At 48.9% G+C, this 26,057-nt stretch carries 30 protein-coding genes and 1 other annotated feature; of the genes, 11 read left to right on the forward strand and 19 right to left on the reverse strand.

What is annotated here, in order from left to right; translation table 11 throughout:
• Positions 1-37 precede the first annotated feature (37 nt).
• The 3 genes from DP091_RS20970 to DP091_RS20980 all read right to left on the reverse strand — a co-directional run bounded on the left by DP091_RS20970 (position 38) and on the right by DP091_RS20980 (position 3,941).
• Positions 38-2,095: a peptidoglycan D,D-transpeptidase FtsI family protein gene (locus tag DP091_RS20970; RefSeq protein ID WP_113060100.1), complete on the reverse strand. Its 2,058-nt coding sequence runs from the start codon at positions 2,093-2,095 to the stop codon at positions 38-40.
• Positions 2,096-2,237: 142 nt separating this feature from the next.
• Complete coding sequence (locus DP091_RS20975; RefSeq protein WP_113060101.1) at positions 2,238-3,386, reverse strand: transglutaminase domain-containing protein; 1,149 nt, start codon at positions 3,384-3,386, stop codon at positions 2,238-2,240.
• Between the two features lie 108 nt (positions 3,387-3,494).
• The gene (locus DP091_RS20980; RefSeq protein ID WP_113060102.1) at positions 3,495-3,941 is read right to left on the reverse strand and encodes a hypothetical protein; all 447 of its coding nucleotides are present in this window, start codon (positions 3,939-3,941) and stop codon (positions 3,495-3,497) included.
• Positions 3,942-4,123: 182 nt separating this feature from the next.
• Between DP091_RS20980 and DP091_RS20985 the strand changes: the two genes are divergently transcribed.
• A complete protein-coding gene (locus DP091_RS20985) occupies positions 4,124-5,296 on the forward strand; it encodes an MFS transporter (protein ID WP_113060103.1) in 1,173 nt (390 codons plus the stop codon).
• Positions 5,297-5,729: 433 nt separating this feature from the next.
• Positions 5,730-6,077 carry a toprim domain-containing protein gene (locus tag DP091_RS20990; RefSeq protein ID WP_071222378.1) on the forward strand — a complete coding sequence of 116 codons (348 nt, stop codon included), beginning with the start codon at positions 5,730-5,732 and terminating at the stop codon, positions 6,075-6,077.
• Positions 6,078-6,202: 125 nt separating this feature from the next.
• Here DP091_RS20990 and DP091_RS20995 read toward each other — a convergent pair whose 3' ends face one another.
• The 3 genes from DP091_RS20995 to DP091_RS21005 form a co-directional block, all read right to left on the reverse strand.
• Positions 6,203-6,820 (reverse strand): SCO family protein, encoded by a 618-nt coding sequence (locus tag DP091_RS20995; RefSeq protein WP_113060104.1) that lies wholly within the window; start codon positions 6,818-6,820, stop codon positions 6,203-6,205.
• A gap of 78 nt (positions 6,821-6,898) precedes the next feature.
• Positions 6,899-7,837: a heme o synthase gene (gene cyoE, locus DP091_RS21000; protein WP_113060105.1), complete on the reverse strand. Its 939-nt coding sequence runs from the start codon at positions 7,835-7,837 to the stop codon at positions 6,899-6,901.
• Between the two features lie 284 nt (positions 7,838-8,121).
• Positions 8,122-8,340 (reverse strand): alpha/beta-type small acid-soluble spore protein, encoded by a 219-nt coding sequence (locus DP091_RS21005; protein WP_009592890.1) that lies wholly within the window; start codon positions 8,338-8,340, stop codon positions 8,122-8,124.
• 121 nt (positions 8,341-8,461) lie between these two features.
• On the opposite strand from DP091_RS21005, the gene DP091_RS31450 reads away from it, so the two are divergent.
• On the forward strand, positions 8,462-8,629 hold the full coding sequence (locus tag DP091_RS31450; protein WP_009592873.1) for a hypothetical protein: 168 nt from the start codon (positions 8,462-8,464) through the stop codon (positions 8,627-8,629).
• Between the two features lie 13 nt (positions 8,630-8,642).
• On the opposite strand, the gene trpS is transcribed toward DP091_RS31450, so the two are convergent.
• Entirely contained in the window at positions 8,643-9,629 is a 987-nt protein-coding gene (gene trpS, locus DP091_RS21010) for a tryptophan--tRNA ligase (protein ID WP_113060106.1), read from the reverse strand.
• Positions 9,630-9,719: 90 nt separating this feature from the next.
• Positions 9,720-9,963, reverse strand: a binding site (T-box leader).
• A gap of 175 nt (positions 9,964-10,138) precedes the next feature.
• Between trpS and DP091_RS21015 the strand changes: the two genes are divergently transcribed.
• Both DP091_RS21015 and DP091_RS21020 read left to right on the forward strand, forming a co-directional pair.
• On the forward strand, positions 10,139-11,128 hold the full coding sequence (locus DP091_RS21015; RefSeq protein ID WP_113060107.1) for an aldose 1-epimerase: 990 nt from the start codon (positions 10,139-10,141) through the stop codon (positions 11,126-11,128).
• Positions 11,129-11,337: 209 nt separating this feature from the next.
• Complete coding sequence (locus DP091_RS21020) at positions 11,338-11,559, forward strand: alpha/beta-type small acid-soluble spore protein (protein WP_113060108.1); 222 nt, start codon at positions 11,338-11,340, stop codon at positions 11,557-11,559.
• 93 nt (positions 11,560-11,652) lie between these two features.
• On the opposite strand, the gene DP091_RS21025 is transcribed toward DP091_RS21020, so the two are convergent.
• Both DP091_RS21025 and DP091_RS21030 read right to left on the reverse strand, forming a co-directional pair.
• A complete protein-coding gene (locus DP091_RS21025) occupies positions 11,653-12,057 on the reverse strand; it encodes an O-methyltransferase (RefSeq protein WP_113060109.1) in 405 nt (134 codons plus the stop codon).
• A gap of 283 nt (positions 12,058-12,340) precedes the next feature.
• Positions 12,341-14,134: a M3 family oligoendopeptidase gene (locus tag DP091_RS21030; RefSeq protein WP_113060110.1), complete on the reverse strand. Its 1,794-nt coding sequence runs from the start codon at positions 14,132-14,134 to the stop codon at positions 12,341-12,343.
• A 144-nt stretch (positions 14,135-14,278) separates the two neighbouring features.
• Here DP091_RS21030 and DP091_RS21035 point away from each other — a divergent pair, with 144 nt between their 5' ends.
• Both DP091_RS21035 and DP091_RS21040 read left to right on the forward strand, forming a co-directional pair.
• Positions 14,279-14,464 (forward strand): YycC family protein, encoded by a 186-nt coding sequence (locus tag DP091_RS21035; protein WP_071222371.1) that lies wholly within the window; start codon positions 14,279-14,281, stop codon positions 14,462-14,464.
• On the forward strand, positions 14,461-14,691 hold the full coding sequence (locus tag DP091_RS21040) for a hypothetical protein (RefSeq protein ID WP_071222370.1): 231 nt from the start codon (positions 14,461-14,463) through the stop codon (positions 14,689-14,691). Before DP091_RS21035 ends, DP091_RS21040 begins: the two co-directional genes overlap by 4 nt.
• 76 nt (positions 14,692-14,767) lie before the next feature.
• Here the strand turns inward: DP091_RS21040 and DP091_RS21045 are convergent, their stop codons facing one another.
• Together DP091_RS21045 and DP091_RS21050 are read right to left on the reverse strand one after the other, a co-directional pair.
• Complete coding sequence (locus tag DP091_RS21045; RefSeq protein ID WP_258394640.1) at positions 14,768-15,463, reverse strand: DUF2225 domain-containing protein; 696 nt, start codon at positions 15,461-15,463, stop codon at positions 14,768-14,770.
• Positions 15,464-15,520: 57 nt separating this feature from the next.
• The gene (locus DP091_RS21050; RefSeq protein WP_071222368.1) at positions 15,521-15,898 is read right to left on the reverse strand and encodes a globin domain-containing protein; all 378 of its coding nucleotides are present in this window, start codon (positions 15,896-15,898) and stop codon (positions 15,521-15,523) included.
• 408 nt (positions 15,899-16,306) lie between these two features.
• Between DP091_RS21050 and ylbJ the strand changes: the two genes are divergently transcribed.
• Both ylbJ and DP091_RS21060 read left to right on the forward strand, forming a co-directional pair.
• Entirely contained in the window at positions 16,307-17,536 is a 1,230-nt protein-coding gene (ylbJ, locus tag DP091_RS21055) for a sporulation integral membrane protein YlbJ (protein ID WP_113060112.1), read from the forward strand.
• A 64-nt stretch (positions 17,537-17,600) separates the two neighbouring features.
• Complete coding sequence (locus DP091_RS21060) at positions 17,601-18,404, forward strand: NAD kinase (protein ID WP_009591431.1); 804 nt, start codon at positions 17,601-17,603, stop codon at positions 18,402-18,404.
• Positions 18,405-18,462: 58 nt separating this feature from the next.
• Here the strand turns inward: DP091_RS21060 and DP091_RS21065 are convergent, their stop codons facing one another.
• Both DP091_RS21065 and lipA read right to left on the reverse strand, forming a co-directional pair.
• On the reverse strand, positions 18,463-19,005 hold the full coding sequence (locus DP091_RS21065; protein ID WP_113060113.1) for a YutD family protein: 543 nt from the start codon (positions 19,003-19,005) through the stop codon (positions 18,463-18,465).
• Between the two features lie 27 nt (positions 19,006-19,032).
• Entirely contained in the window at positions 19,033-19,926 is an 894-nt protein-coding gene (lipA, locus tag DP091_RS21070; RefSeq protein ID WP_113060114.1) for a lipoyl synthase, read from the reverse strand.
• A gap of 258 nt (positions 19,927-20,184) precedes the next feature.
• On the opposite strand from lipA, the gene DP091_RS21075 reads away from it, so the two are divergent.
• Positions 20,185-21,231, forward strand: coding sequence for a M23 family metallopeptidase (locus DP091_RS21075; RefSeq protein ID WP_373456941.1), 1,047 nt, complete (start codon positions 20,185-20,187; stop codon positions 21,229-21,231).
• 106 nt (positions 21,232-21,337) lie between these two features.
• On the opposite strand, the gene yunB is transcribed toward DP091_RS21075, so the two are convergent.
• From yunB to DP091_RS21105, 6 genes are all read right to left on the reverse strand, one after another.
• Positions 21,338-22,312 carry a sporulation protein YunB gene (yunB, locus tag DP091_RS21080; RefSeq protein WP_113060116.1) on the reverse strand — a complete coding sequence of 325 codons (975 nt, stop codon included), beginning with the start codon at positions 22,310-22,312 and terminating at the stop codon, positions 21,338-21,340.
• 160 nt (positions 22,313-22,472) lie between these two features.
• Entirely contained in the window at positions 22,473-22,817 is a 345-nt protein-coding gene (locus DP091_RS21085) for an ArsR/SmtB family transcription factor (protein WP_113060117.1), read from the reverse strand.
• Between the two features lie 3 nt (positions 22,818-22,820).
• Positions 22,821-23,246 carry an SRPBCC family protein gene (locus tag DP091_RS21090; RefSeq protein WP_113060118.1) on the reverse strand — a complete coding sequence of 142 codons (426 nt, stop codon included), beginning with the start codon at positions 23,244-23,246 and terminating at the stop codon, positions 22,821-22,823.
• Between the two features lie 191 nt (positions 23,247-23,437).
• On the reverse strand, positions 23,438-23,863 hold the full coding sequence (locus DP091_RS21095) for a DUF1801 domain-containing protein (protein WP_113060119.1): 426 nt from the start codon (positions 23,861-23,863) through the stop codon (positions 23,438-23,440).
• Positions 23,864-24,087: 224 nt separating this feature from the next.
• The gene (locus DP091_RS21100) at positions 24,088-24,885 is read right to left on the reverse strand and encodes a TrmH family RNA methyltransferase (protein ID WP_113060120.1); all 798 of its coding nucleotides are present in this window, start codon (positions 24,883-24,885) and stop codon (positions 24,088-24,090) included.
• A 74-nt stretch (positions 24,886-24,959) separates the two neighbouring features.
• A complete protein-coding gene (locus tag DP091_RS21105) occupies positions 24,960-25,622 on the reverse strand; it encodes a potassium channel family protein (protein ID WP_113060121.1) in 663 nt (220 codons plus the stop codon).
• A gap of 140 nt (positions 25,623-25,762) precedes the next feature.
• Between DP091_RS21105 and sspI the strand changes: the two genes are divergently transcribed.
• Positions 25,763-25,999 carry a small acid-soluble spore protein SspI gene (gene sspI, locus DP091_RS21110; protein ID WP_071222357.1) on the forward strand — a complete coding sequence of 79 codons (237 nt, stop codon included), beginning with the start codon at positions 25,763-25,765 and terminating at the stop codon, positions 25,997-25,999.
• Positions 26,000-26,057: the final 58 nt, after the last annotated feature.

The following is a 26,057-nucleotide window of genomic DNA, read 5'->3' on the forward strand; positions in this document are numbered from 1 at the left end:
TTTAGGGCTCTTGGCTGCCGTTTTTGCAAATATCCTCTTATTCGTTACTGCCATCCCCATTCTCACCCTCGGTTTTTTTAGGGTGAGGCGTACCATCGAGTCCGTAAATCTCGTCATACGCGTCAAAAATTTTACGGGCAACCGGCGCGGCACTCTGGGAACCGAAGCCTGCTTCCGGAATGACCACGGCGACGGCCAGCTTCGGATTTTGCCGTGGCGCAAAGGCGATGAACACTCCGTTTTCCACCCGGATCCGAGTACCGTTTTTATAAATATCCTGCTCGGATGTTCCTGTCTTCCGTGCAAAATCATATTTAAAATCTTCAAATGCTCGAAGTCCTTGCGTATTCATCCCTGCAATGACTTCATTCCAGTACTGCTGCGGGAATTCCGCTTTATTTAATACCTCGCGTTTGAATTCCTTGATCACATTGCCGTCCTGATCCACAATCTTGCTCGCAAGCTGCGGCCGGATGCGTTCTCCCCGATTGGCAAGGGTGCTGGCATACTGTGCCAATTGGAGCGTCGTGTATTTACCGGACTGTCCGAATGAAGCGTATGCCATGGAAGCCAGATAACTTCCCGCCTGCTCGATATTGGTATACTCGATGATTCCCTTATGCTCCTTTGGCAGACCGGATTCGGTAGATACCCCAAGACCGAATTCTTTCATGTATTCATCCCATTTATCAACGGATTTGGAGCCGTATTTGTTATACAGTCGTTCCCCGATCCAGTCAACCATAAAGGCGTTGGAGGAATGCTCGATCGCTTGTCGGGCATTCAGAGATCCATAGGCTTTACCGCCCGAGTTCCGGACTCTCGTATTATCCTTACCGAAAAATGCTGCACCGCCATCATAATAATAATCGTTCGGCCCGAACAATTTTTCATTAAGTCCAATTAATACCGTCAATGGCTTCATAGTGGAACCGAGCAGTACAACCGATTCCAGATTGTTGCCGGATCGACCGGAACTGTATGGAGAGATCGTCCCGTTGCCGTAATACTTCATGACGGTTTCCCAATTAGCATCATCGGTCCCATTCTCCCACACATTCGGGTCATAATCCGGCATACTGGCCATGGCAACAATGTTGCCGGTATCCACTTCCATCGCTACAGCATAACCGGTTTGCGCATTCGGATGCGTTTTACCGGAAACCGGATTGGCGTGAAGCCATTTCAGCTGATCTATTATCGCCTGCTGCGTCACCTTCTGAATATCCTTGTGGATCGTCGTATGAATATTGTAGCCCTTCTCCGGGGCGATCATGGTTGGCACCCCGTCCGCCATGTTCTGCGGATTAATGGGAATACCAATATATCCGTTCTTGCCGCGCAGCTCATCCTGGAACATCATTTCAAGTCCGTCTACACCGACCTTCTCCTGCTCCGTGTAGATGAGTCCCGGATCTTTTTGTTTCTTGTTCTGCTCATCGATCTGTTTATATTTATCGAGTGTCTTATTTCCGCGGAATTCTTTCAAATAACCAATCGTTTGAACGGCGATTTTATCCGGGTTGTATTGACGCTGACTCTCTTCGACAACCTCGACTCCAGGATATTCATTTTTATGCTCCATAAAGTAGGCCACTTCTTTGGTCGAGAGATTCGCTTTTATGCGTCTCGGCTCATAACCCGGCTGCTTGTTAAACTCCAGGTCCATCGCTTTGATCACATCATCCACCGTCAGCTTTTCGGCTTTTGGATCACCATACTGTTCGAAGACCTTGACCATTTCCTCGGCCAGTTTTTGAATCTCCGGACGGTTCTTTTTCCCTCGCTCGGATGAACTGTAATCCTTTAACAGCGTTAAATATAGTGCTTGGGAAGGTGTCGAGTAGGCAAGCGGCGTTCCGGAAGCATCGATGATGCTGCCCCGGATCGGCTGTAGCGGGAAATTTTTAACCTGCCCGCCGGTTTCGAGCTCCTTTAGCTCAGGCCCCTCAACGAACTGCAGTATAGCAAGACGTATAATAACGACACAGAATATAATAAAAGTGCTGAAAAAAAATAGATTAACCCGCAAGTTAAACTGACTGCCGGCATCTCGTTCTTCTTGTTTGCGCTTATCCGGCCTAAAACCTTTCACGTATGCTTCTCCCCTTTATCCACAATCACATAAACCCATATTAACATAATCGTCCCCCCACTTCATCTGGAAGGGCCCTCCTGATGGGAAAGGGCGGACTTGCCTTGCTCCAAAGTCCGCCCTTCTCCATATCAACACACGATCAAAACACCTGCTCTTTAATATGCGTCTCATTAAAGCGCGGCGGGTTAAACCAGTTTCCGCTCTGTGCCCAGGTCGGGTCCAGCGGTATCCATCGCTTCTCTTCACTCAAGTAGACCTCATTCCAGGCATGGGGACCATAACCGCCTTGACCATTATATCCCCTGCCGGTGACGACCCGGACTTTCAGATCCTGAGACCGGGCCATCATGGCATACAGCCGGGCATAATCAATGCACACGCCTAACCTTGTGTCGTACGTATCCTGCGGCGTCTGCTCTTTCCATATCCGCTGCTCTTCATACAAGGTCACTTTGTCGTGATCATACGTTATCCGGCTGCCAACCCAATCATAGAGCTTTCGCGCTTTCTCTTCATCGGTTGATGCACCCTTCACGACATGGGCTGCCGTCTGCTCAATGCCCTCAGGAATCTTGTGGTCGATGACCTCATACTTCCGCTGAATGATCCCGTTCAATTCTTCCTGAACGGATTGGGTAAAGACCGGCAGCTTCTCGCGGACGAGAGAGCCCGACAAAGGCTCTATTACTGCCTTCGCTCCCTGCTGATAAACGGGTGAAGCCTCAACGTACCGGCTAAAGCCGTGATCGGGATTCAAACTGACGTAGATGAATAAGATCGCGATAACAATAATGCTCCGTGCTGCGCCAATAATGACGCCAATTCCCGCGCCTGTTAGCCGGCTCAGCAGCGATGCCGATATATCTTCTCTCGTTCCGAAGAGTCCCAGCCTGCCTCCCATGATCAGGGACACGAGCAAACGCAGCATAAATACGATAAGGGCGTAACTTAACATAAAAAGCACCGCAAACCGCAGCAGAGGGAAATCCGCCAGCGATTTTACGGCTGTATAATAAATCTGTTCCCAGAAGCGCAGCTCTCGATTCGGTAAAGTGGAGACCGTACCCAGCCATTCGCCTGCCTTAGGTGATAACCATAATGTAAAAGGAACGGAGATCGCAAGCCCGACCAAGCGCAGCACCGCATCCCCCAGAAAAAAAACAAGCTTCCCGGCTGACCGGGAGGCTCCGCGACTCCATCCCTGTATTAATGAAAAAACCACAATCAGCAGCAGCAAGATGGTGATTCCGTTCCCACCCAGCACACTATCCTTCCATGCCGACATCAACGGTATCCCCTCCTCTCCCCATGATGTCTTCTCAACCGATGAATCGAGCTGCGGCACTAACAACGCTGCCGCCCTCGTACATTCGCTTCCGATTGCGTTCTATCTTTTTTATTTAGAGGCCGTATTGCTCTTGGCATCGTCGATAAAGCTCTGAATCGTATCGTTGATATCCCACTTCCCTACCGAAACTCCACGGAAAGTCACTTCAACCTCTTTGGAACCAGCGCTTCCTTTCAGCTCCAGATTGGGAGCTTTAATGGAGTAGGTACCGTCCTCATTCGAGGTATATTTTGCTTCCTTCGCTTCTTTCATCATCATGTTCAGCGCTTCTTTTTTTATCGTGTCCACCGTTTCTTCCTTCACCGTGGTTACAACCTCGCCGATTTTATCTAAGGAAATTCCGCTGTACACTAACAATCCCACGATGATCAGTACGGCCAGCGCCCACTTAATGACGGTTCTCACCACGTTCAGCACTATAAACAAGACAATTAAGGCGATGGCAATGACCAGCCAGTTTTGTTTGAGAAATTCAATCCAGACCTGAGTATCCAATACAGTTCACTCCCGTTCATCTTTTCAAAAAAGCGGCGGTTCATGGCCGTCTTATTAATTATACATGATACCCCGCAAAGCTGTCAGCCAACCGGGTCTATTCACAAAAAGGTATAAGCTTGCCCTTTCGAACGTACAAGTAGTAGTAACAATATCAACTTGCCGGATAGGAGGGTGCCATATTGAAAACCGCTTTATGGCTCTATATGTTTTTGTTTCTGGCGTTTTTTGATTTGCATGCTCAGTATCCTGTACTGACGCCTTTTGCCATCTCTCTTGGCGCAGCCCCTACGTTTATCGGCTGGATGATGGGCATTTATGCTCTGACCCATCTGCCTGGCAATCTGCTTGCAGGCAATCTGATCGATCGGCACGGCAGCAGACGCTACATTATTTTCAGCTTAACCGCCGCTGGTGTGATTCTGCTGCTCCAGGCTCATGTCCAATTGCCCTGGCAGCTGCTCGTGCTACGCTCGATCAGCGGATTCGTTCTGGCCTTTTTGTCACCGGCCTGTCTGGCACTGCTTGCGTCACTCTCCCGGGATCCTGTTACGCAAGGCAAATATATGTCCGGTCATGGCGTAATACACACTCTTGCCTCCGTCTTGTCCCCGGCCGCCGGCGCTTTCATTGTAGCCAAAGCAGGATTTTCCGGTACATTCCAGAGTCTGGGCTGGCTTTTGATTTTCACCGGCTTGATGGCGTTTCTCAGTCTCCCGAAACCTCTGTCAGCCACTGCAAAGGATAAAGGTCAGGCTGCTGATCCGATCAACAACGGGACACCGGCGCGGCTTCCTTTTAGCTTGCGCTTATATTTGATTCCGTTTGCTATCGCATGCTCTCAAGGAATCCTGTTTTTTGAAATACCGCTGCGAGAAAGCGGGCTGGCAAGCATTATGTCTACCGGACTTCTATTCTCCGTCATTAGTCTTGGAGCTCTGGTCACATTAAGCATGCTGTTTCTTAATCGTTATGCGCCCCATATCAGAGTAGCCATCGGCGTATTGGGGCTGGCGATTTGCTTCTACGCTCTGGCCGCAGCTGACCATGTACCGATTATGATCATCCTGTTTGCACTTGGGCTTGCTAAAGGATTGCTGTTTCCGGCGTTATCCTCATTGTTCATCGAGCTAAGCGGCGGAGGCAGACTCGGGAAAGTATTCTCATTTCAATCCATCGCCATGTCGCTTGGTTCCTTTGTCGGCCCTATTACGGCTGGTCAGCTCCGAACGGTGGTGTCACCTTATTTCATCGCGTTTCTGATGCTGATGACCGTTCTGTTGCTGCTCCCCAAACGCAATCGTGAAGCCCCTTTAACGGCCATCTCACCGGAGGCCCCAATCTCAACCGTCTAAGGAAGCTGTACCTGGCTTGAGTCAGCGCCCAAAAAGATGCGGATGGGCCAACACACAGTCCATATGGGTAAATCCACATAAGATACAGTGTGGCAAATGACCACGTACATCTAACCAAGGGGTGAAGTAATCATGAGTCATGTTCATCATCATAAACATTGTCATACAGGAGGCCATGGAAATTCTGTAGGGATGGTTCTTGTATTGTATATTCTGCTCGTCATTATCTTGAGCTGTTTCTACTAGAATACATGGGTTAACCTCGTTGCGGCCATCCAGTGGATGGCCGTTTATTTTGCCTGCTTTGCATGATCGGCAAGAAACAAGTTACACTATACATACACCATTCGACATAACCATCATTCGACGGCGGATTATCATTTCCCGGGGAATGCTGCCAAGGATCTCCGTATCATGACAGAGGTGAAAAAAGATGCCGATATTCATCATAGTAGAGGGCAAGAACGACAGGAGTCGACTACGCCGATTGCTGACATCAGATATAACCATCTTGTGCACTTTCGGAACGTTAAACACCGCCAAGCTTGAAAGCCTTCATAAACAGGTGAAGGATCAAGAGGTCTATCTTTTTATGGATAACGACAGCTCCGGCAAGAAAATTCGCGGTGCCCTGCGCGACATCTTTCCTGATGCCGAACAGATTTATACGCGCCGGGGTTACGCCGGAGTTGAAGGAACGCCTGACGAATACCTGATTGCCCAGTTAGAGAAGGCCGGGCTGGAAGAGTTCATCATTTACCCGCCCCCTGCTGAATTCTGATGAACCTTGTACAATTGGTCCAAGTTCTCATTAACAACGTATATACATCCGAAATCCCTGTTTTAATAAAAAAAGGCGTCCTCCATCTTTAACGATAGAGCGCGCCTTTTGGTTTTACCTGTAGGTTATTCCTTAATTAAAGACTTAATGTCTCTCACAATGTCCTCGGTCTTCACTTGGGCCGGGTCTGCTGCATTATAGGTCTTCCGAATATTGTTATCCCGGTCAACCAATGCAATGGAATTGCCATGCGTGAAATTCGTCGAGTTATTGCCGAGCAGCGGGATTTTGAAAGAGTCCTGCATCAGCTTCCGTGTTTCCTCCTGATCTCCACGAAGGAAGTACCAACCGCTATAATCAGCATAGAAACGGTCCCCGAATTCCTTAATCTTCTCTTTTGTATCGGTCTCCGGGTCAAAGGAGATGGACACGAAGTTAACCTCTTTACCGAAGAGGCCCTCTGTCTTCAAGTCTTCCTGTATTTGCGAAAGTACCAGTGTCGTAATCGGGCATACATCCGGGCAGCTGGTGAAATAGAAATACATGAGCTTCACCTTGCCTTTGGTATCATCCGATGTGATCGTCTTTCCATCCACATTCTCCATGGAATAAGCGGCAACCTCACGAACGATAGGAAACTTTTCTTTTCCGAATCCCAGCGAGTTGTATACCAAGTAAATAGCTGCTATTACACAGACCGCGAGTAGTACCCAAGTCCATTTGTATCGTTTTAATGCATTCATGACCTTCCCCGTTCTCCCTTCGTCTCAGGCAATCCTGTTCTTATCAGGTTAAGAGTAGCATTTAAGCCCTTCCACCGTTTAAAAGGTGGTATTGAGTATGAGAACGATCAGGCTCAAGGTCAAGTAGTTGATGGAGATAATAAATACTTTTTTGGACCAAGCTTCATCGTCCTTGGCTCGGAAACCTTGGAGTGCGGCGTAGAGCCACCAAATAGCCAGAAAGAGTCCGATAACCAGAAAGAAGATACCGGCGTACCCATACGTGTACATCAGAATAGGGATCGGAATAAGCAGTACCAGGTAAGGAATCATCTGATATTTCGTGCGTTTAATTCCTTTAACAACCGGCAATAACGGGAAGCCCGCTGCGCGATACTCTTCAACGCGGCGAATGCCCAGCGCCCAGAAGTGTGGCGGCTGCCACAGAAACAAAAGTGCGAACAGCAACACCGCAGCCATATCTACGCTTCCTGTCACGGCTACATAGCCGATCACCGGAGGCATCGCTCCGGAAATAGCGCCTACCGATGTGCTCCATGTTGATGAACGCTTTAACCATAATGTGTATACCACAACGTATACGAACATTCCGATCGCTCCGAATATCCCTGCCAATACCCCTGAGAACAGGAATAACATAGCTAGTCCAACGACCCCAAGTATGATGGCATACCAAAGAACAACCTTAGGTGTCAGCCGTCCGGTTGGAAGTGAGCGGTTCCGTGTACGCTCCATCTTCATATCGAGCTCTCTGTCGAAGTAGTTATTGAAAACACAGGACGAAGCCATAACAAGCACGGTCCCGAGAAGTGTCATAATCATCAATCCAAATTGGATATCCCAACGCGATGCTAGCCAAAATCCGGCAAAAGCCGCTATCAAATTTGACCGGATGATTCCAGGCTTCGTCACCGTGATAAAATCTTTCCAAGTCCCCGCCTTATCGGGAGGTGCAGGCGCTGCCGAGGCAAGTGCTGCGGATTCTGAAGGAGCCTGGTATCTCAAGTGATTATCCACGTGTAAACGTTCCTCCTTGTATCTGTCGTTATGGAGGAAGTACTGCCTCCGCTATAAAGTTTATCATATCATTAGTAAAAAGTGTTTAGCAATCCTTCGGAATTCGTTCCATCTATATGACAATTCAGTGACATTTGGAAGCGATCTATCCTTGACGTTATGCCGTTGTTTAAGGCACAATTTGTCTATGTAGCAAAGTGAGTGTCGATCCCTTCATATGAATACAAAGCCCGGAGCGCAATGATAGCGCTCCGGGCTTCCATACTCACGTTATGAAAAAGAGATTACAGCGTGCGGCCAGACCCCGAAAGAGCCTGTTCAGCTTGCTGTACCAAACGTTTTGTAATGTATCCACCCAGGGATCCTGTTTCACGGGAAGTATAGTTACCATAGTAACCGTCCTGAGGAATCGTTACGCCTAGTTCTTGAGCAGCCTCGAGTTTCAAACGTTGTAATGCTGCAGTAGCTTGAGGTACAACCAAATTGTTGCTGCGGCTTGCCATATTAAATATCTCCCTTCACTGAATGTCTGTTATTCCAGTGCAAGCTTGCAAACTTATTATGGCTCCTTCTTGCAACGTTATACGTATTTTTTGAATTTTTATATTTGGAGGTTTTTTTCATATGAGTAAAGGCTTATCCCTATGGTTCGCGGTCTCTTCGATCGTCCTGCTGACCGCTTCGGCCATATCCATCAGCTACAACGGATTTCTGGCCGTCGGTCTGGCTCTACTCTCCATTCTCAATATAGGCTGGGGATTCATTATCAAATCCAAACGCAAGCCTTCTTAAGGAAGCACCCTGCTTATTTACGAGCCAGAAAGCCCATCTTGTCCTTAACGCCATCCAGTATTTGAGCCGCAGTCTTCTGTGCCTGCTCTGCTCCTTTGGCCAGAATGTCATGAATCTCACCGGTTTGGCGAATTTCGTAGTATCTGTTTTGAAGTGGTTCCAGAGCGGCTACTACAACTTCGCCAAGCTCCTTCTTGAATGCCCCGTACATCTTTCCTTCAAAACGCGACTGTACTTCCTGCAAGGATACTCCGGCGCACTCGGAATAAATGCTCATCAGATTGCTAACCTCTGGTTTAGCGGACGGATCATAGACCACTTCGGCCCCGGAGTCGGTTGTTGCCCGGCTGATTTTCTTGCGGATTTGATCCGGCGTATCCAGCATCGCAATATAACTGCCCTCAACCGGATTACTTTTGCTCATCTTTTTAGAAGCATCGTCCAGCGACATAATTCGTGCGCCTACCTCCGGAATAAACGGTTCCGGCATATTGAAGTAGGAACCAAACCGATGGTTGAACCGTGCAGCTAAATCGCGCGTGATTTCCAAATGCTGCTTCTGGTCATCTCCGACCGGTACCAGATTGGCATTATACAGCAATATGTCTGCAGCCATGAGCGCTGGATAGACAAACAAACCGGCTCCTACGGAATCTTTACCCTCCGATTTGTCCTTAAATTGTGTCATTCGTTCCAATTCGCCCATATTCACCATCGTTGTCATGATCCATCCCAGCTCGGCATGCTGAGGAACATGGGATTGAAGAAAAATATTAGCACGATTCGGGTCGATTCCGGCTGCAACGTACAGTGCCGCAACCGATTCGGAGCGATCTCGAAGCGAACTTGGCTCCTGCGGTACCGTAATGGCATGCAGATCGACGACCATAAAGTAACAATCATGCTCATCTTGAAGCTTAACGAAATTTTTAATGGCTCCGATGTAGTTTCCCAGTGTCAAATTGCCACTCGGCTGAATTCCCGATAATACAGTTTTCATGACTAGCCCTCCATTTATTTGCAATATTCTTTAATCCAAAGTCTGCCCCGCTCATGGGATCATATATGAACGCAAAAAGGCCTCACATCCGGAAGGGACGTGAGACCGTGGTGCCACCCTAATTCGCTGCATTAAACTCCAATACTTAAGCTGCAGCCTTTTATTCTTGTAACGGAGAATACCCGGCCGGCATATTAAGGAATATCAGTATAATCCCTGTTCAGCCTGGCACTCAAAGGTCCATTCAGCAAAGCGGATCCGCCGGTTCACATCAACCACCGGCTTTCTGAAGGATGGGCCGCACCTGCTTACTTGTCCTTGTCATCGTGTTTCAATCATTTTGGATCACTATTACATGCAATGATAAAACTCTTGCTCTCCCTTGTCAATTCCATTTTGGAATCAAGTCGTCCGATGTTTTGAAGCATTTCTTTTACCCTTTCCGCAAAAATCTGTTATGATGTGGTTATCGTCCAGACCATGATTTCTGTTAGTAAAGGAGCATCGATATGAATCAAGTGACCAAAGGCCAGTGGAATGGTTACGACACCTATATTTTAAACAGCGGCCGTCTTGAAGTGACTCTCCTTCCTCGTCTAGGTAACAATGTCATTGGAATTAAAGACCTTGAAAATTCACGCGAAATCCTTCGAAAACCAGATGAAAGTGAGCTTGCATTCTATCTTCAGAAGCCCTATCACTTCGGGATCCCGATGCTCATTCCGCCAGGCCGGATTTCCAAAGGCCAGTTTGAGTACGGCGGAACATCGTATCAATTTGATCAAAATACCGCGAACGACAATCATATCCATGGTCTCCACCGATCACAGGCTTGGTGTGTCAGCGACATAGAGGAAGATGATGATGGCTGCGCCGTTTCGACAGAGTTCATATCATCGGATGATCCGAAATGGATCGCCCAATTCCCAGTACCGCTGAAGCTGGAAATGACCTTCCGTCTTCAGGGGGCCCGCCTCTCGCAGAGTGTTCGTGTAACGAATCTGGGTTCCAGCCCTGTCCCGTTCGGCATGGGTTACCATACTTGGTTCCTGCTTGACGGTGAGCCGCATCGCTGGACGCTCGATCTGCCTGTAGAGGGCATTTATACCTTGAATAATGAACTGATCCCAACCGGAGATTTTTCACCGCTTGGCCATCTGGAACAACTGAATTCCGGACTAAACCTGAAGGAAGCCGACCTGGATACGATATTAAGGATCCCGGAGGGCAAACCGGCTGAAGCCATGCTTCAACGGGATGATGGTTATCAAATTCATTATTCGGCTGACCGCGCCTTTTTCAAACACTGGGTGCTCTATACGAAAGGCGTCGCAGAGGACTTCCTTTGCATCGAGCCGTATACCTGGCTTCCGAACGCGCCCAATTTGAATCTGCCGAATGAAGAAACCGGACTGATTCATCTGGAACCGGGACAGACCGTGAACCTGAATACCCAGATTAGCATCCAAAAAACAACACCGGAGGCGGAGCAAGGGTAATAGCAAATCCCCGGTGAACCATAAGATCTCCATATACTTAATGTTCAACAAGAGCAGCCCTTGATTTATAAGGGCTGCTCTTGTTTGTCTAGATAACGGCAATTTTCATTCGGATAATTTTACCAGCGAATGATCTGCCTCCAGCACGAATGAGATTCCTAGGATTCAGTCATAATATCCACATACAACATCAAAGGAGGTGACATGACATGGCTCAAGGTCGTTCTTCTAACAATCTTGTCGTACCTCAAGCAAATGCAGCTCTTCAACAATTGAAAGTAGAAGCTGCTCAAGAACTGGGTGTGACGCTTCCACAAGACGGTTACATGGGTAACTATACTTCCCGTGAAACAGGTTCTTTGGGAGGTTACATCACCAAACGTCTGGTTCAATTGGCTGAGCAGCAATTATCGGGTCGTTCGAACCTGTAATTCGCATCTCTTCCCTCCAGCCGTAATTAGAAAGAGGCGATCTTCTCCCCAAAGATCGCCTCTTTCGTTATATGTTCTATATGATAAATGATTTCAGGATTCCGAAGCAGCTTCGGCATATGTATTCCGAGGGTACCGAATCATCAAGTTTGCCATATTATAGTTGGATTCAAGGACAGCATCTACAACAACAATGCCTTGTCGTACCATAAATTCATAACTGATTTCGCCGTGTGTCCAGTGACGTTTATGTTTCAGACTTTCAAGTGCCATCGTACGAAAAGAGAATTGTTGAGCTTCACTTAGCCCCTCCTCAAGTGGAGTTATGACTCCGTTACGCCCAGCCAATGGATTGTGCCGTATGCCAAATTTACCAATTACATTATTTCGTATTTGTACAAATACTGTTCCTGAACTTAGACCTCCCAACTCTTCTTCCAGCTCTTTAAAAACGATGTCCAATTGTCTAGCCAGTGATAATTGATCTAGTTTTACCATCTCTTCTCCCCTCCTTTATTAGTAAATCTTCCCTATTATTAGGGCTTATGACTCATTATAGGGTAAAGGAACCAATGTATCAACAATATTCAACACATTTGGGTATTTATTACTAAAATTGCACAAATAATTTAGGTTTCGCCCCCTTTTTTGCGTCAACTTTCATTCTTTTACGACAAAAAAAGAAGCCCGAATCGGGCTCCTCCATAGGTTGGAAATTGCTTTGAGAGGAAAACGTCCTCCAAGGAAATTCTTATCTGTTATTCCGATGATAATCAACAAATCACGCCATATGCTCCGTCATTTGCAGGAATTGTCTAATGTCGGATACGCAGGAATCTGCTGCCCTTTGCCAGAAATCGCGCTGGGTCAGATCCACATTCAGGTGTTTCTTCGCCAGATCCTCCACGGACATCACGCCGGTGTCGCGAAGAAGGGCATCATATTTGTCCGCAAAGCTCGGACCTTCTTCCAATGCCCGAACATAGAGGCCCGTACTGAACATATAACCGAAGGTGTACGGGAAATTATAGAACGGCGTCCCGGTAATATAGAAATGAAGCTTGGATGCCCAGAAATGCGGATGGTATGATGTCAGAGCATCACAATAGGCTTCCTTCTGCGCTTCCACCATCAACTCCGATATTTCCTCGCTGCTGAGCAGACCGTTCTTCCGCTTGTCATAGAAGCGGGTTTCGAACAAGAAGCGTGCATGAATATTCATAAAGAAAGCTACGCTGTTCTGAATTTTCTCTTCCAGCAGAGCCAGCTTTTCTTCTTCGCTGCCGGCTCCCTTCACCATCGCATCAAAAACAATCATTTCGGCAAAAGTAGATGCCGTCTCGGCAACATTCATCGCATATTTTTGGTTAAGCACCGGAATTCCGCCCATCAGATGCTGATGGTAGGCATGGCCGAGCTCATGAGCCAAGGTCGAAACGTTCGAGGCCGTTCCGCCAAACGTCATGAAGATCCGGGTCTGGCCGCTTGCCGGGAAGGAGGTACAGAAACCGCCAGGGCGCTTGCCGGGACGATCCTCTACCTCAATCCAGCTCTTGTCGAACGCCATTTGCGAGAAATCCGCCAATCTCGGGCTGAACTTGCGGAATTGCTCCACAATGTTAACAGCTGCATCGTCATATGAGATTTTGGTGGCGGAAGTGCGCAGCGGGGCATCTACATCAGTCCAAGACAAACCTTCCAGACCAAGCAGCTTCGCTTTGCGGTTCAGGTATTCCACAAGCACCGACTTCGTGTCTTGGATGACCGCCCACATGGTATCCAGGGTCTCACGGCTCATTCGGCCAATCGCGAGCGGTTCCTTCAAGACATCCTCCCAGCCGCGGTTCTCGTACAGCTTCAGGCGGTAGCCGGATAAATGGTTAAGGGTATCCGCACAGTAATCAGCGGAGTCTCCCCATGCCTGCTCCCACTTTTCAAACATGGATTGACGTACTTCCCGGCGAGGATCATGCATTTTATTGAATGCCTGTCCTGCGGACAACATGACCGTCTTACCGTCTTCCTCATAGGGGATTTGGATTTTCTTAACGATGGTATCGTAGAACTCTCCCCATCCATGATAACCGTCTACGCCAAGCGAAAGAGCCAGGCTCTCTAACTCGGGACTCATCTTGTCTTTGGCGAGATTACGGCTTTCGTTCAATACGAAATCAAGCTCGGACACCTTATCCGTACCGGTCCAAGCCGTCCAGAGTTCGTCATCCATACCACGGAGAACGTTATCGAATTGGTTCTTAACCGATTGCAGGGTCGCTGACAACGACGTTACCCGTCCGGATAATTGAACCGCCTTCTTGTCATTCACATTCTGCGCGGTCAGGCAACCCACGAATGCGGAGACTTCGCGGATGCGGGCATAGGCACTCTGAAACTGCTCAAGGAAGCGTTCAAGGCTGGATGCGCCCTCCATGGTTTCCGGAACGGTCAATGCTTTAACGGCTTGCTGAAGTTTATGTACATCCTGCTCAAGTGCCTCAAGAAAGCTCACCAGCTGCGGTGAGGAAGAGCCTCCGGGAAATATCGATTCCAAATCCCAAGTTTGTTGAAGTGCCATGGAACATTCATCACCTTTCTAAATAATATATGAATTCAAGCGGAATACCATTTGTGTGGACTTAGGGAAAAGTGTATAACTATATATAACTCAATTGATGTTATCACTGTTACAACCAATTTACTGCTGGAGGAGCTAGAAGCCATGAGACCTTTGCAAATATCACCGGAGACGGCGGTTACACTGTCCAAGCAGCTGGGCGTTCCGCTGGAACAGCTGATGCATATGCCTCAGCATATATTAATGCAGAAAATTGCCGAGCTTGCCAAGAATGAAGAAGCGAAAGCAACGAAAAAAGACGATGAGTCACCATCATCGGAGAACTCATGATTCCTTTTTCCAATACTTGGCCCTATGATGTCGTTGGAAACGACGTATATGTACACAGCTGCCCATTCTGCGGAACCGACAATGTATTGCTGCCGATGAAACCCAAAGAGCTGATAAGCGTAAGGGAAGGAAAAAAGAAGTTGCTGATCTTTCCCTGCTGCCACAACAAAGTAACCGTTCTGGACAGCGACATCGACTACTTGCTCACGGATCAGCGATTACGCTAATTTCGCCAGAGCATAAGTTTAGCTATTCGTGTTAGTCCAACAGCCTGCTGATCCACCCTTCAGCGGGCTATTTGCATTATGACTCTGCCTTGAGTGCCTCGTTCTTCTGCTCCCGTATCCGCTCGGATATCAGCTTCCATTGCTCTCTGGATGCGCGTATCATCGCCGCGTCCATAATCTTGTCATCCTGGACCACTCTGGAGAACCATTGAACCGCCTCCTGAAACTGACCCAGCCTCCGATGGATCTCTCCGATCAGGTACAGCAGCCTAGCATCATTCGCCCCTACCCCTTCCAGCTCGAACACTCGAACATAGGATTCCAGGCTATAACTCAAGAACCGCTTCTCTTGATCCTCGTTGCCCTGATACCGGTACAGCCAAGCGATATGATGCAGCAGGCTGGCCACAATGCGATCCCGCTCTCCGATGACTTGAGCACAGAGGAGAGCCAGCTTGTACGACTCCAGGGCATCCTCCAGATTGCGCGAGCCGCCCATATCCCTCTTCTCCCACCGGCATCCGACTTGCTCGTGAAAGAGCGCCTTCTGCCGCTCGTTCAATTTCAGGGTCGAGTTTTCCGTGGAGGCAAAACCGCATTCAGGACAGATCCGCACCACATAAAAATCGGGGTTCTCCGATTTATAATAAGCGCAAAAATCCGTATCTGTGCGGTATGCCTTTTTAAAGCTGGGTCTCACCCTGGATGTTGCATATTCATGCTCACAGTGCGCGCAAACCACCTTGATGGAATACAAGGGTTCCAATTTCACGCCATTCGCCATCCCTTCATTCGTGTCTAATTCCTGTTTAGATATAGGTCATTGGAACTAAGGAGTATTCACGAAATGGTGGGCGGGGCCGGACAGACGCTGCAGCACAAAATCACGTAATTCATCCTCCACGCCAATTTCGATTAGGGCTCCTGCCATGCAGCCAAGCCATTCTTCGGCATGGCGATCCGTAATCGGGAATTTCATGTGCCTGGCCCGCATCATCGGATGTCCGAATGCTTCCGAGAACAAGGCTGGCCCTCCAAAAAACTGGCTCAAGAACATATATTGCTTCTCCATTACCGGCATAATATCTTCCGGAAACAATGGCGAAAGCAGCTCATTTTGCTGCACTCTCGGATAAAAAGCTTCGACGAGCGAACGTACACCCTCGGCACCCCCGAGGTTATCATAGATGCTTAAGTTCGGATTCATATCCGCTAATCTCCCATCTGTTTTATGTTACGCTTTCGATTGGATGTACCTATCCATTATAACAAAAAACAACAAAAAAAGGCGCTAAGCAATGGTTAGCACCTTTTAGAACTTATTAATAACTGCGCCAGTCCTCTTCACTCTGGACGAGAGAAGCACGTATAACATAAACGAAGGCGCATACTAGGATACCTGCGACTATGCTCATGATCATCACTCCATCCAAACATAATACGAAAGATGTGCTTTGATGTTTTTTATTATAGCACAAGATCCCCGAAAATAAAGCACAATTGTAACCGCTTTCCCATGTTTTTTATACTGTTTGTCCTATATCCTGCATAGATTTTTAACAACGGACCTATATTTCCATCATTCACATCGATGCCAGGGGGCGTATTTCTTATTATGACCATGAAAAAAATGGGCTGGCTCTTGCTCGTGGCGGCACTGCTCAGCGTAATTGTCCTAATGGCATTATTTCCCGAAGCGGCGCTTCAATCCGCACTCCGTGGCCTGTCGATATGGTGGGACGTGCTGTTCCCTTCCCTGTTCCCGTTCTTCGTTATTTCAGAGGTGCTGCTAGGGTTCGGCGTAGTCCACCTGATTGGCACGCTCCTGGACCCTATGATGAGACCGTTATTTCGTATTCCGGGGGCCGGAGGATTCGTTGCAGCAATGGGATATGTTTCAGGATACCCGGTCGGTGCCAAATTAACCGCCAAGCTATGGGAACAAAAAATGGTAAACCGGGAGGAAGGTGAGCGGCTTGTCGCTTTCACCACCTCTTCTGACCCTATATTTCTAATTGGTGCCGTCTCCATCGGCTTCTTTCATGACCCCAAGATCGGTTTGCTCCTTGCCTTGTCCCATTATGGCGGAGGTTTCCTTGTGGGGTTGATTATGAGATTCCATGGCAGGCATGGATCCAAAACAGCAACCGATTCACTCCGCCTGTCCCAGGCTAAGACAAGCAGACTCAAGTCCGCCCTGCATGCCATGCATGCGGCTCGTGAGCAGGATGGGCGGGACCTCGGCACCCTGTTAAGACAAGCGATACAATCATCGCTTCAGCTCATTATCGTTGTCGGCGGGCTTGTGGTTTTCTTCTCCGTGTTTCTTGAGCTCTGGACCCGTGCCGGCGTTATGCCTGCGCTAACTGAAGTTATCAGTTTGATGTTATCTCTGGTTGGGATGCCTGAATCCTTATCCACTGCCATCGTAGGCGGGTTGTTTGAGGTCACACTCGGTGCCCGATATGCCGGGGAAGCGGGGGCTGCAATTCCATTGCCATACAAAGCGGCCGCGGCTGCCTTTATATTGTCATGGGGCGGTTTGTCCGTCCATGCCCAGATCATTAGCATCCTGAACTCTACCAACCTCAGATATTTTCCTTTTGTCATTGCAAGACTGATTCATGGTGTGATTGCCGCGGTCGCTGTATTGCTGCTGTGGAAAAGTATCATGGGATCTTCGATACCGACCATGGCCCTTCCGGCTGTTTCGGATTCCGCCCTAAACGGGTATAGCCATATTATGGCGGCTTTCTGCATCCTGCTCAGTTTCCTGATTGCGGTTGCGTTGTTTATTCAGATCATTCGAGGACTGCAGCAGAAAATCCGCAAATTCCCAAGGTGAACATTGTGTTCTTCTTCAAGATTGATTATCATCTTTATATAACCTTACAAAGGAGCTTATCAACTTGAGATATTATGTTCTGGACCGCGGTGACCCATTGTCTGTCGAGCTGACCCAGCAATTTCACAAGCTGGCGGAACAGCGGGGGTTTGTGCTGGATGCAGAATCTCCGGAGATTGTGGTCTCGATCGGCGGAGACGGTACGATGCTGCATGCTTTCCATACTTTTATAGACCGTATTCCTGACCTCGCTTTTGTCGGTGTCCACACGGGCCATTTGGGATTCTATGCTGATTGGAAGGCCGATGAACTGACAGAGCTAATTGATCATATGAGCGGAGAAGGCGAACACGGCAACGTGAAGCCGCGCCTCGTCAAGTACCCCCTGGTTCAACTGGAAATTCATAAGAAATCAGGAACGTCCTCTTACATTGCTTTAAACGAATTCACGCTTAAAGGCGTTGACGGCACCGTTGTCGCGCAGATTGACATCAACGACGTAACCTTTGAGATGTTCAGGGGAGACGGGATTTGCGTGTCCACGCCATCCGGCAGCACGGCTTATAACAAAAGTGTCGGCGGAGCAATGGTTCATCCTTCCATCGATGCTCTGCAGATCGCGGAAATCGCCTCGATTAACAATCGGATTTTCCGTACGCTGGGCTCACCGCTGCTCCTGCCGAAGCATCATCATTGTGATATATTTTCGCGTAAAGAACAGCGTTTGCTGCTAACTATCGATCATGTGAATATCTCGATTGACGATCTCGTATCCGTGCGCTGCCAAGTGGCGGAACAGCAGGTCAGTTTTGCACGCTATCGGCCGTTCCCGTTCTGGAACCGTGTCCGTGATGCATTTCTTGGCTAATATTAAGAAGAACGACTACAAAAGAACGGCCACCAGCCTTACTGGTGACCGTTCTTTTTTATTGCGGCTGTTCAGCCGGAGGATTAGGCTCCTTGGAAGGCTTTGCTTCCTTCTCTTTGGATTCTTTAGGATCGCGCGGCTCGCGTCTGGATTCCTTCGCTTCGCGCCGTTCGCGTTGGTCCTTGTGCTCCTTGCCCGGTTTGGGACCCTCCTGCTGGATTTCCTTGCTTCCCTTCGCTTCCCCCTCACCCTGGGTTTCCTTGGGGGATAAATCGCGAATCTCCGCAGGTTCTTTGGAATTGGAATGGTCTTTGCTATCCTTCTGCTGCTCCTTGGTTTTCTGAAGCACGAAGTGAGCACAACCAAAATTGCAGTATTCGTTAATGTAATCGGACATGCTGGAGAAGGTAGAATCCTTGGCAGCTTTAGGATGATTATCCCGATAGAAACCTTTCAGCCGAAGCTGATTGTAACCCCAGTCTCCCACGATGTAGTCATAACGGTCCAACACCTCGCTGTACCGCTCCCGGAAAGCTTCCAGATTCCAGCCGTTTCGATGGTCCTTTAACACTTCATAACTTTTGTTTCCGATAACGATCATTGAAAGCTTCCCCTGCCTTTCCAAAGGTTAAGACTGCACGGTCTCTTCCTTGTTGCGTTCTGCAGATTTCACTTGCTCGTGTGCATGATAGGAGCTGCGCACCAGAGGACCGGACTCCACGTGGCTGAATCCGCGCTTCATTCCCTCTTCCTTCAAGATCGCAAACTCCTCCGGCGTATAGTATTTTTCCACATTCAGATGCTTTGGCGAAGGCTGCAAATATTGACCGATCGTCATGATATCGCAACCCACCGAACGCAGGTCGTCCATCGCTTCGAGAATCTCATGCCATTGTTCGCCGACACCTAGCATGATGCTGGACTTGGTCGGTATATCTGGCTGCATCGCCTTGGCATTCTTCAGCAATTGCAAGGAACGGGAGTACTTGGCCTTGGCACGTACCCGATCCGACATTCGCTCGACCGTCTCAATGTTATGGTTCAGAATGTCCGGCTTCACATCCATTACGATCTTAAGCGCTTCTTCGCTGCCCATAAAATCCGGAATCAGCACTTCCACCGAGCAGAGCGGCAGACGTCTGCGAATGGCTTTAACCGTTTCAGCGAATATGTAGGCCCCGCCATCTTTCAGATCATCCCGTGCTACGCTTGTTACTACGCAGTGACGCAGGTTCATCTGTTCCGCCGCTTCCGCTACGCGTTCGGGCTCCTGAAGATCCAGTTCCGTTGGAAGACCCGTGTTGACAGCGCAGAATCGGCAGGCGCGGGTACAAATATCACCCAGGATCATGAAGGTTGCCGTACGGTTAGCCCAGCATTCATAAATATTCGGACAGCGAGCCTCTTCACACACCGTGTGCAGTGTCTTGGATCGCATCATGCTTTTGATTTCTTTATAATTATCGCCAGTAGTCAGCTTGATTCGAATCCAGTCAGGTTTTGGCTGTTTGGTTTTAGACAAAGTAAAAACCTTCTTTCGAATTTATTGATGTAACACAATACATACCCCATCGTTTGCTGTCCCATATTATATCATGAAAACCATCATATTACTTGTTTCGCATCGATATGAGATTGATCTAGTTGCGGCATGGATAAAAATCCTTGTTTCGATTCACCCTACAGTGTAGGCATGACTGTCCGTCCTTAATTATGACAATCCAAAAGGAAGGAGAAGGACACATTGAGGATTTTCCAACCATTGAGCGCAAGCGGTATTATGATTCGCTGCACTGCTGCAGCTGTGGCTGCCTTGACAGCTGCCTGCTGCATGTGCGGGCCTGTGTCCGCATCCGCCTCTGTTGCGGTCAGCACCGCTGACGATACGGTGAAAACATCGGATGTTAACGCCATTTTTGCAGACCGGAAGTCGTTATATGATGAGATTTCCACCGTTACCCAAATTCCTTGGTATCGCCTGGCTGCCATTGACCAGTATGAACGGACACTAACTAGAGTCCACCCCAAGGATCGCAAACATCCGGACCGGACGCTCGGAATCTTCATCCCCTCCACAAGATGGGCCGGGCCGTTAAATCCCAATCAGGAAGATGTAAATCCGACGTCGATCAGCGTGTTTTCCGGCATCGGGCTGGATGGGGATGGAGATGGCAAGGCAGATCCCAATAATGATATCGACCTGCTATATACCGTTGCGGCAAGACTCGCTCCCTACGGGCATGCTGCCGATGACTTCAGCATCGGACTCTGGTCTTACTACCAGAATACGCGGGCTGTTCAGCGCGTCATGCAATACGCCAAAATGTACGAGACCTTTGGAAACCTGGACTTGTTCGACCATGCATTTCCCCTCCCGGTCAAAAGCAACTATTCCTACCGAAGCACATTTGGCATGGGACGCAACTGGGGAGGCAGAAGGGTTCACGAGGGTACGGATTTGTTTGCCTCATACGGAGTCCCCGTTCGGAGCACTTGTTACGGCATTGTCGAAATCAAGGGCTGGAATAAGTATGGCGGGTGGCGCATCGGCATCCGGGATTTGAACAATCATTACCACTACTACGCCCATCTGCAAGGCTTTGAAAAAGGCATCTCGCTCGGGGATGTCGTTACGCCGGGTCAAACCCTTGGCTGGGTTGGGAGCTCCGGTTATGGCAAGCCGGGAACCCAAGGCAAGTTCCCTCCACACCTCCATTATGGCATCTACCGGGATACCGGATTGACCGAATGGGCATTCGATCCTTACCCGCTGCTGAAGCACTGGGAAATGGAAGAAAAACGCTCGAAGAAAAAAACGCGCTCCTGAGCTCAACCCAGGGGGCGCGTTTTCTCCGTTAAGGACATCCATTACTGCGAAGTGAATCATGAAGCATGCTTCCATATGCTGGCGCCAAATTAATGAATCAGCGCTCTTAGCCTCCAGTGTTGTTATCCCCCGTCTGCCCGGATAAGTCTGCTCCACCAGGTAAAGGTTCCAAAGGTGTCGTTGTTCCATCTGGAGGATTCGTCGGCATTGTTACCGGCGGAGTTACAGGCGAGATTTCCTGCTCCGTATTATGGCTATTCTCATTGGTAACGGGCGGCGGTATCGCTATGCTCGGCGCGCTTGCCTTATTCTCGCCGACGGCCTTTCCTTGCCCGTCATAATAATACATAGGCACGTCGCCGACCACGAGCAGATAAGAAATGGGAATATCGGTTTCCACAATCTGCGGCTCCATGTCAAAAGGAACGACAACCGCTACCTCTGTTACGATGTGAACGAATACCTCCACCAAAATCATATTAATGCCAGCACCCTGCTGCCTGGTATCCAGTTGAACCTTCACCGCTCCCTGCGGTTCGATCTTCAAAGGAATTTGCGGACCGAATGAAGCGATAATCGGGCTTTTCAGCACCTGTCCCAAGGGAATTTGCTCCTTACGCTTATGAATATCGTCCAGTGTGCTCTGAACAACCTCCGTTGTATGGGAGGTGATTTTTAAATGCTCGGCATAGTTCAGCATGAATCCCGTCACTTTGCCCGAGCTGTCCGTTTTCCAGTTGACCAGATTATCGAAATCCTTCCCCTGCGTGACCTGAGAGGTAATCGCTTTATTGATGGCTTCAGTGGCAATCTGTTTAACCCTGATTTGGGCTAAATGCATGATCGGCGGCCGCAGATTCTGCTCAATATACATAAAAAACTCAACGATCCCAAACACAAGGAGCAGAGCGCCGATCAGCCACCATTTTTTCGTGCTTCGTCTTTTGGCAGCCTGAGGACGCCCTCGGCTCTGCGGTACGGGCCGAAAGCCTCTGCGCGGTGGTTTATAAGCTCTCCTTGGTTTAGGCCACGACAGCGACGGAAAGGCCAAACGCCTGCTTCCCCATCTCTTTCGTCTCATGCTTGGTCCCCCCTATTTACGCCCCGAGGAGCATGTTTACCATGGCAAGCTCTCCTGTATAGAGGGTATGCGGACAAACGGCAAAAAAGAAGAGCAAGGATGGGATCCTCTCTCTTCTTCCTTATGGATATTCAATTTCAAGAAAGACGGCATCGAGGATCTACTTGTCGTCCTTTGGATTGTCTCCTTGATCCTCCACATAATATTTCAGCATCGACAGTTTATTCTCCCAGAAGCGGTCGAAATAAGCCAGCCAATCCTTTAATTCCTTAAGCGGTTCGGCATCCAGCCGATAGCGCGTTTCGCGTCCAACCTTGCGGTCCTGCACAAGGCCCGCTTCCCCCAGAATTCGGAGATGCTTGGAAACGGCAGTCCGCGTCATGGAGAAGTGCCCTGTAATTTCTTTAACCGGCATTTCCTTATCACTTAACAAGCCAAGCAGCTTACGGCGTGTCGGATCTGCGATAGCTTGATAAACATCATGCTTCGGAGCGGCTTGCGACATGGATTAGGCCTCAACGTATCCCGCAAGCTTCTGTACAATGCCTGCCCAGCCGTTGTCCATTCGGCCCCGCACGATATCGTGTGCTTCCCCGAACTCGGTTACTTGATCCGCTGTCCATCCGCCGTGAATGAGCGTGAATTTCGTATGATCTCCCTGCTGTACCAGTTCAAACGTAACACTCCAATCCTTGCCCCAGTTAAAAGACAAGCGGTTGGGCTCGTCAATAAGCGTGACCTTGCATGGTGAATTGCCGAAAGGGCCTGCTTTCAATTGAAACTCAAAGCCTTCCACCGGCTCAAAATTGTTAGGCATAAACCAGGCTGAAATTCCTTCAGCCGTTGCCACGGCTTTCCACACCTTCTCGATGGGCGCTTTCAGCACCAGCGTATGACGAATATCCGGCAGCTTGCCGTTTGATGCGTTGTCCATATCACATAAACCTCACTCATGTTTAATATTATGAAACCATTTGGTTTCCCTTATTGCATTATAGGACACCAAATGGTTTTACGTCAAATAACAATATTCACCTGTTACCCAATCAGCGCACCCTATTGTCCAGCCTCCCTTAAAGCCTTGTAAACCAGGCAGCTTGCCAACTTCTCATGGCCTAGAGCTCGCTAGGACTGAGCCGGGTAGGTCTTGTTCAAGAAGGCAATCGATTCGCGAATCAGCTGCTTTAGGACCTCCACATCAATATCTGCCACTTTATTAATATACACGCAGCCTTTCCCGGCCGTATGTTTACCGAAACTCGGCAACAGCTCCTCCCGCTTCTCATCGCCCGGCGCAAAATACAGGCTGATCTTCGCCTTGCGCGGCGAGAAACCTACCAACGGCGCATCGCCTTCGTGCCCGGTAGCGTAGCGGTAATGGTAGGAGCCGAAACCGATGATGCTGGGGCCCCACATCTTAGCCGGAAAACCGCTCGTCTCCTCAAAAATCTCCAGCAAACGATAAGCATCCTCCCTTTTTTTCAGCGAATCCACTTGCTCTATAAACTCCACCACGCTGTGATCCGTTTCTTTTGTTTTTTGCTCGTACATGGGGATTTAACTCCTTTCGAATACTCCTGTTATTATTAGCAGCCTTATCAAAAATAAGAAAAACGTCATCGACGTACCTGTTAGAAAACAGAACGTATTTAGCGGAAGCTTTCTTGCGATATAAGGAGGTAAGCCTCTAATGCTTACTTATCTCTTAAATAAAAAAAGCCGGATATGATTAGCCATTGATATCTAATCACTTCCAGCTCGAGCCGTTCCGGTCTTTATTGACCTGCATACTTTCTTTGCCGTAAAGCCTCGTACATCAGCACCGACGCAGCCATAGCCGCGTTCAATGATTCGGCTTTCCCCGGCATGGGAATACGGATCGCATCGTCCACGAGTTCCGCAACCTCAGGTGAGACTCCGCGCCCTTCGCTTCCGATCACGATCCAGCTTGTCCCTTTGAAATCATACTCGAAGCAGGAATGTTTCCCTTCCAGCAGAGTTGTAACCAATCGGGCACCCCGTTCCCTGGCTTCCGGCAAAATGCTCAGCAGATCACCCTCGAGCACCGGTAGGTGAAACAGGGATCCCATGGTAGAGCGCAGCGTCTTGGGGTTGTACAAATCCGCGCAGCCGCGTCCCAGAACCACGCCAGCAGCCCCTACGGCATCTGCGCTTCGTATGATGGTTCCTACATTCCCCGGGTCCTGAAGACCGTCCAGAACGATGACCAAACCGTTCTCGCGCAGGATCAGGTCCTGCCATTGACGCGCTTCCTTGCGGACTACCGCAAACACCTGCTGCGGTGACGGCGTATCACTGACCTTCGAGATGACGGCATGGGATACGCCAATCCATTCGGCACCTTGTCCTGTATCCGATATATGACGAAGTTCCTGGGGAATGCCCTTCTCCACATCATACGCAACACACTCGATGTCCACTCCGGATGACAGGGCTTCCTGTACGAGATGAATGCCTTCCACCACATACTTGTTCTGCTTGTCTCGATGTTTTTTCTCCTGCAGCTGTGCCCAGCCCTTCACTCTGGCATTCTGCGGCGATAGTATCTCCATGGTTCATCCATCCGTTCTTCACTTATATATAAAACCGAGTCCCACTCAACCCAGTATACCCGCTTGCGGACAGCCTACTTCGGATAAGCAAGCTCCATCTTCGTTAAGTTATTCTTGTGCCCCACAATAATGAGAATATCGCCTTCCTCAATCCGGTCATCCGGACTTGGCGAAATGTTCATGTCCGCATCTCTTCGAATCGCCATGACATTGCAGCCGAATCGTGCCCGAATATCCAGCTCTATCAGATTGTGGCCGACCAGATCTCCTGTAGCAAGCATCTCCATAATGCTGTAGTCGTCCGACAAATCGATATAATCCAAAATATTCGGTGACACCAGATGATGGGCAACCCGCAGCCCCATATCCCGTTCAGGGAAAATCACCTTGTCCGCACCGATTTTGTTCAGCACTTTTCCGTGCAGCTCATTCTTCGCTTTCACGATAATGGCCGGTACGCCAAGATCCTTCAAGATCAGCGTAGTCAGAATGCTGGATTGAATATCCTCCCCGATCGCCACGACAACCACATCAAAATTCCGTATGCCCAGCGCCCGAAGCGCTTCTTCATCGGTCGAATCCGCCGATACGGCATGCGTGACCATACTCGCGATTTCCTGAATGCGCTGTTCGCTCGCGTCTACGGCTAATACATCAAATCCCATGCTGCTCAATTCCTTAGCAACACTCGTGCCAAAACGCCCCATACCGATTACTGCGTACTGCTTCTTAGCCATTTATATATCCCCCCACGAGCCTAGGTCATCCATAATTATAATGATAATAGTATATCATACTGTCCCGATTACTTGAATGTAACTGCCCTGGAACGGGCACATTACACAATGACCCTTTCATAACAAGGAGGAACATGTCCATGTCCATATTGTTAGATCTAAGGCAGGCCGTCATTCATAAAGTCCACAATCAGGACGAAGAAGAGCTGCGCTCCATGATCGAGGGTTCCGTTGACGGGCCTGAAGCTGCCCTGCCGGGACTCGGCGTGATGTTTGAAATGATGTGGAAAGACATGGATGCTACCCAGCAGAACAGCCTTGTCTCTTCCCTCCATGATCATCTGAAAACCGTTACGCCCGGCAACCTTCAAGGATAATCCCATGGTCAACAAAAAGGAACAATCCCCTAAGCTGTGAAAGCTCGGGGATTGTTCC

It is taken from the genome of Paenibacillus sp. MDMC362 (assembly GCF_003269305.1).
In the GTDB taxonomy this organism is placed as follows: Bacteria; Bacillota; Bacilli; order Paenibacillales; family Paenibacillaceae; genus Paenibacillus_AQ.

Excerpts from the sequence above, each read along its gene's own strand:
- sspI (WP_071222357.1), top strand. The coding sequence starts at position 25,763 with ATGTCCATATTGTTAGATCTAAGGCAGGCCGTCATTCATAAAGTCCAC.
- DP091_RS20995 (WP_113060104.1), bottom strand. The coding sequence starts at position 6,820 with ATGAATGCATTAAAACGATACAAATGGACTTGGGTACTACTCGCGGTC.
- DP091_RS21075 (WP_373456941.1), top strand. The coding sequence starts at position 20,185 with ATGATTCGCTGCACTGCTGCAGCTGTGGCTGCCTTGACAGCTGCCTGC.
- DP091_RS21095 (WP_113060119.1), bottom strand. The coding sequence starts at position 23,863 with ATGTACGAGCAAAAAACAAAAGAAACGGATCACAGCGTGGTGGAGTTT.
- DP091_RS21015 (WP_113060107.1), top strand. The coding sequence starts at position 10,139 with ATGAATCAAGTGACCAAAGGCCAGTGGAATGGTTACGACACCTATATT.
- DP091_RS21105 (WP_113060121.1), bottom strand. The coding sequence starts at position 25,622 with ATGGCTAAGAAGCAGTACGCAGTAATCGGTATGGGGCGTTTTGGCACG.
- DP091_RS21100 (WP_113060120.1), bottom strand. The coding sequence starts at position 24,885 with ATGGAGATACTATCGCCGCAGAATGCCAGAGTGAAGGGCTGGGCACAG.
- yunB (WP_113060116.1), bottom strand. The coding sequence starts at position 22,312 with ATGAGACGAAAGAGATGGGGAAGCAGGCGTTTGGCCTTTCCGTCGCTG.
- DP091_RS31450 (WP_009592873.1), top strand. The coding sequence starts at position 8,462 with ATGAGTAAAGGCTTATCCCTATGGTTCGCGGTCTCTTCGATCGTCCTG.
- DP091_RS21085 (WP_113060117.1), bottom strand. The coding sequence starts at position 22,817 with ATGTCGCAAGCCGCTCCGAAGCATGATGTTTATCAAGCTATCGCAGAT.
- DP091_RS21025 (WP_113060109.1), bottom strand. The coding sequence starts at position 12,057 with ATGGTAAAACTAGATCAATTATCACTGGCTAGACAATTGGACATCGTT.
- DP091_RS20990 (WP_071222378.1), top strand. The coding sequence starts at position 5,730 with ATGCCGATATTCATCATAGTAGAGGGCAAGAACGACAGGAGTCGACTA.
- DP091_RS21035 (WP_071222371.1), top strand. The coding sequence starts at position 14,279 with ATGAGACCTTTGCAAATATCACCGGAGACGGCGGTTACACTGTCCAAG.
- DP091_RS21050 (WP_071222368.1), bottom strand. The coding sequence starts at position 15,898 with ATGAATCCGAACTTAAGCATCTATGATAACCTCGGGGGTGCCGAGGGT.
- trpS (WP_113060106.1), bottom strand. The coding sequence starts at position 9,629 with ATGAAAACTGTATTATCGGGAATTCAGCCGAGTGGCAATTTGACACTG.
- ylbJ (WP_113060112.1), top strand. The coding sequence starts at position 16,307 with ATGACCATGAAAAAAATGGGCTGGCTCTTGCTCGTGGCGGCACTGCTC.
- DP091_RS21090 (WP_113060118.1), bottom strand. The coding sequence starts at position 23,246 with ATGGACAACGCATCAAACGGCAAGCTGCCGGATATTCGTCATACGCTG.
- DP091_RS21065 (WP_113060113.1), bottom strand. The coding sequence starts at position 19,005 with ATGATCGTTATCGGAAACAAAAGTTATGAAGTGTTAAAGGACCATCGA.
- DP091_RS21030 (WP_113060110.1), bottom strand. The coding sequence starts at position 14,134 with ATGGCACTTCAACAAACTTGGGATTTGGAATCGATATTTCCCGGAGGC.
- DP091_RS21005 (WP_009592890.1), bottom strand. The coding sequence starts at position 8,340 with ATGGCAAGCCGCAGCAACAATTTGGTTGTACCTCAAGCTACTGCAGCA.
- DP091_RS21020 (WP_113060108.1), top strand. The coding sequence starts at position 11,338 with ATGGCTCAAGGTCGTTCTTCTAACAATCTTGTCGTACCTCAAGCAAAT.
- DP091_RS21040 (WP_071222370.1), top strand. The coding sequence starts at position 14,461 with ATGATTCCTTTTTCCAATACTTGGCCCTATGATGTCGTTGGAAACGAC.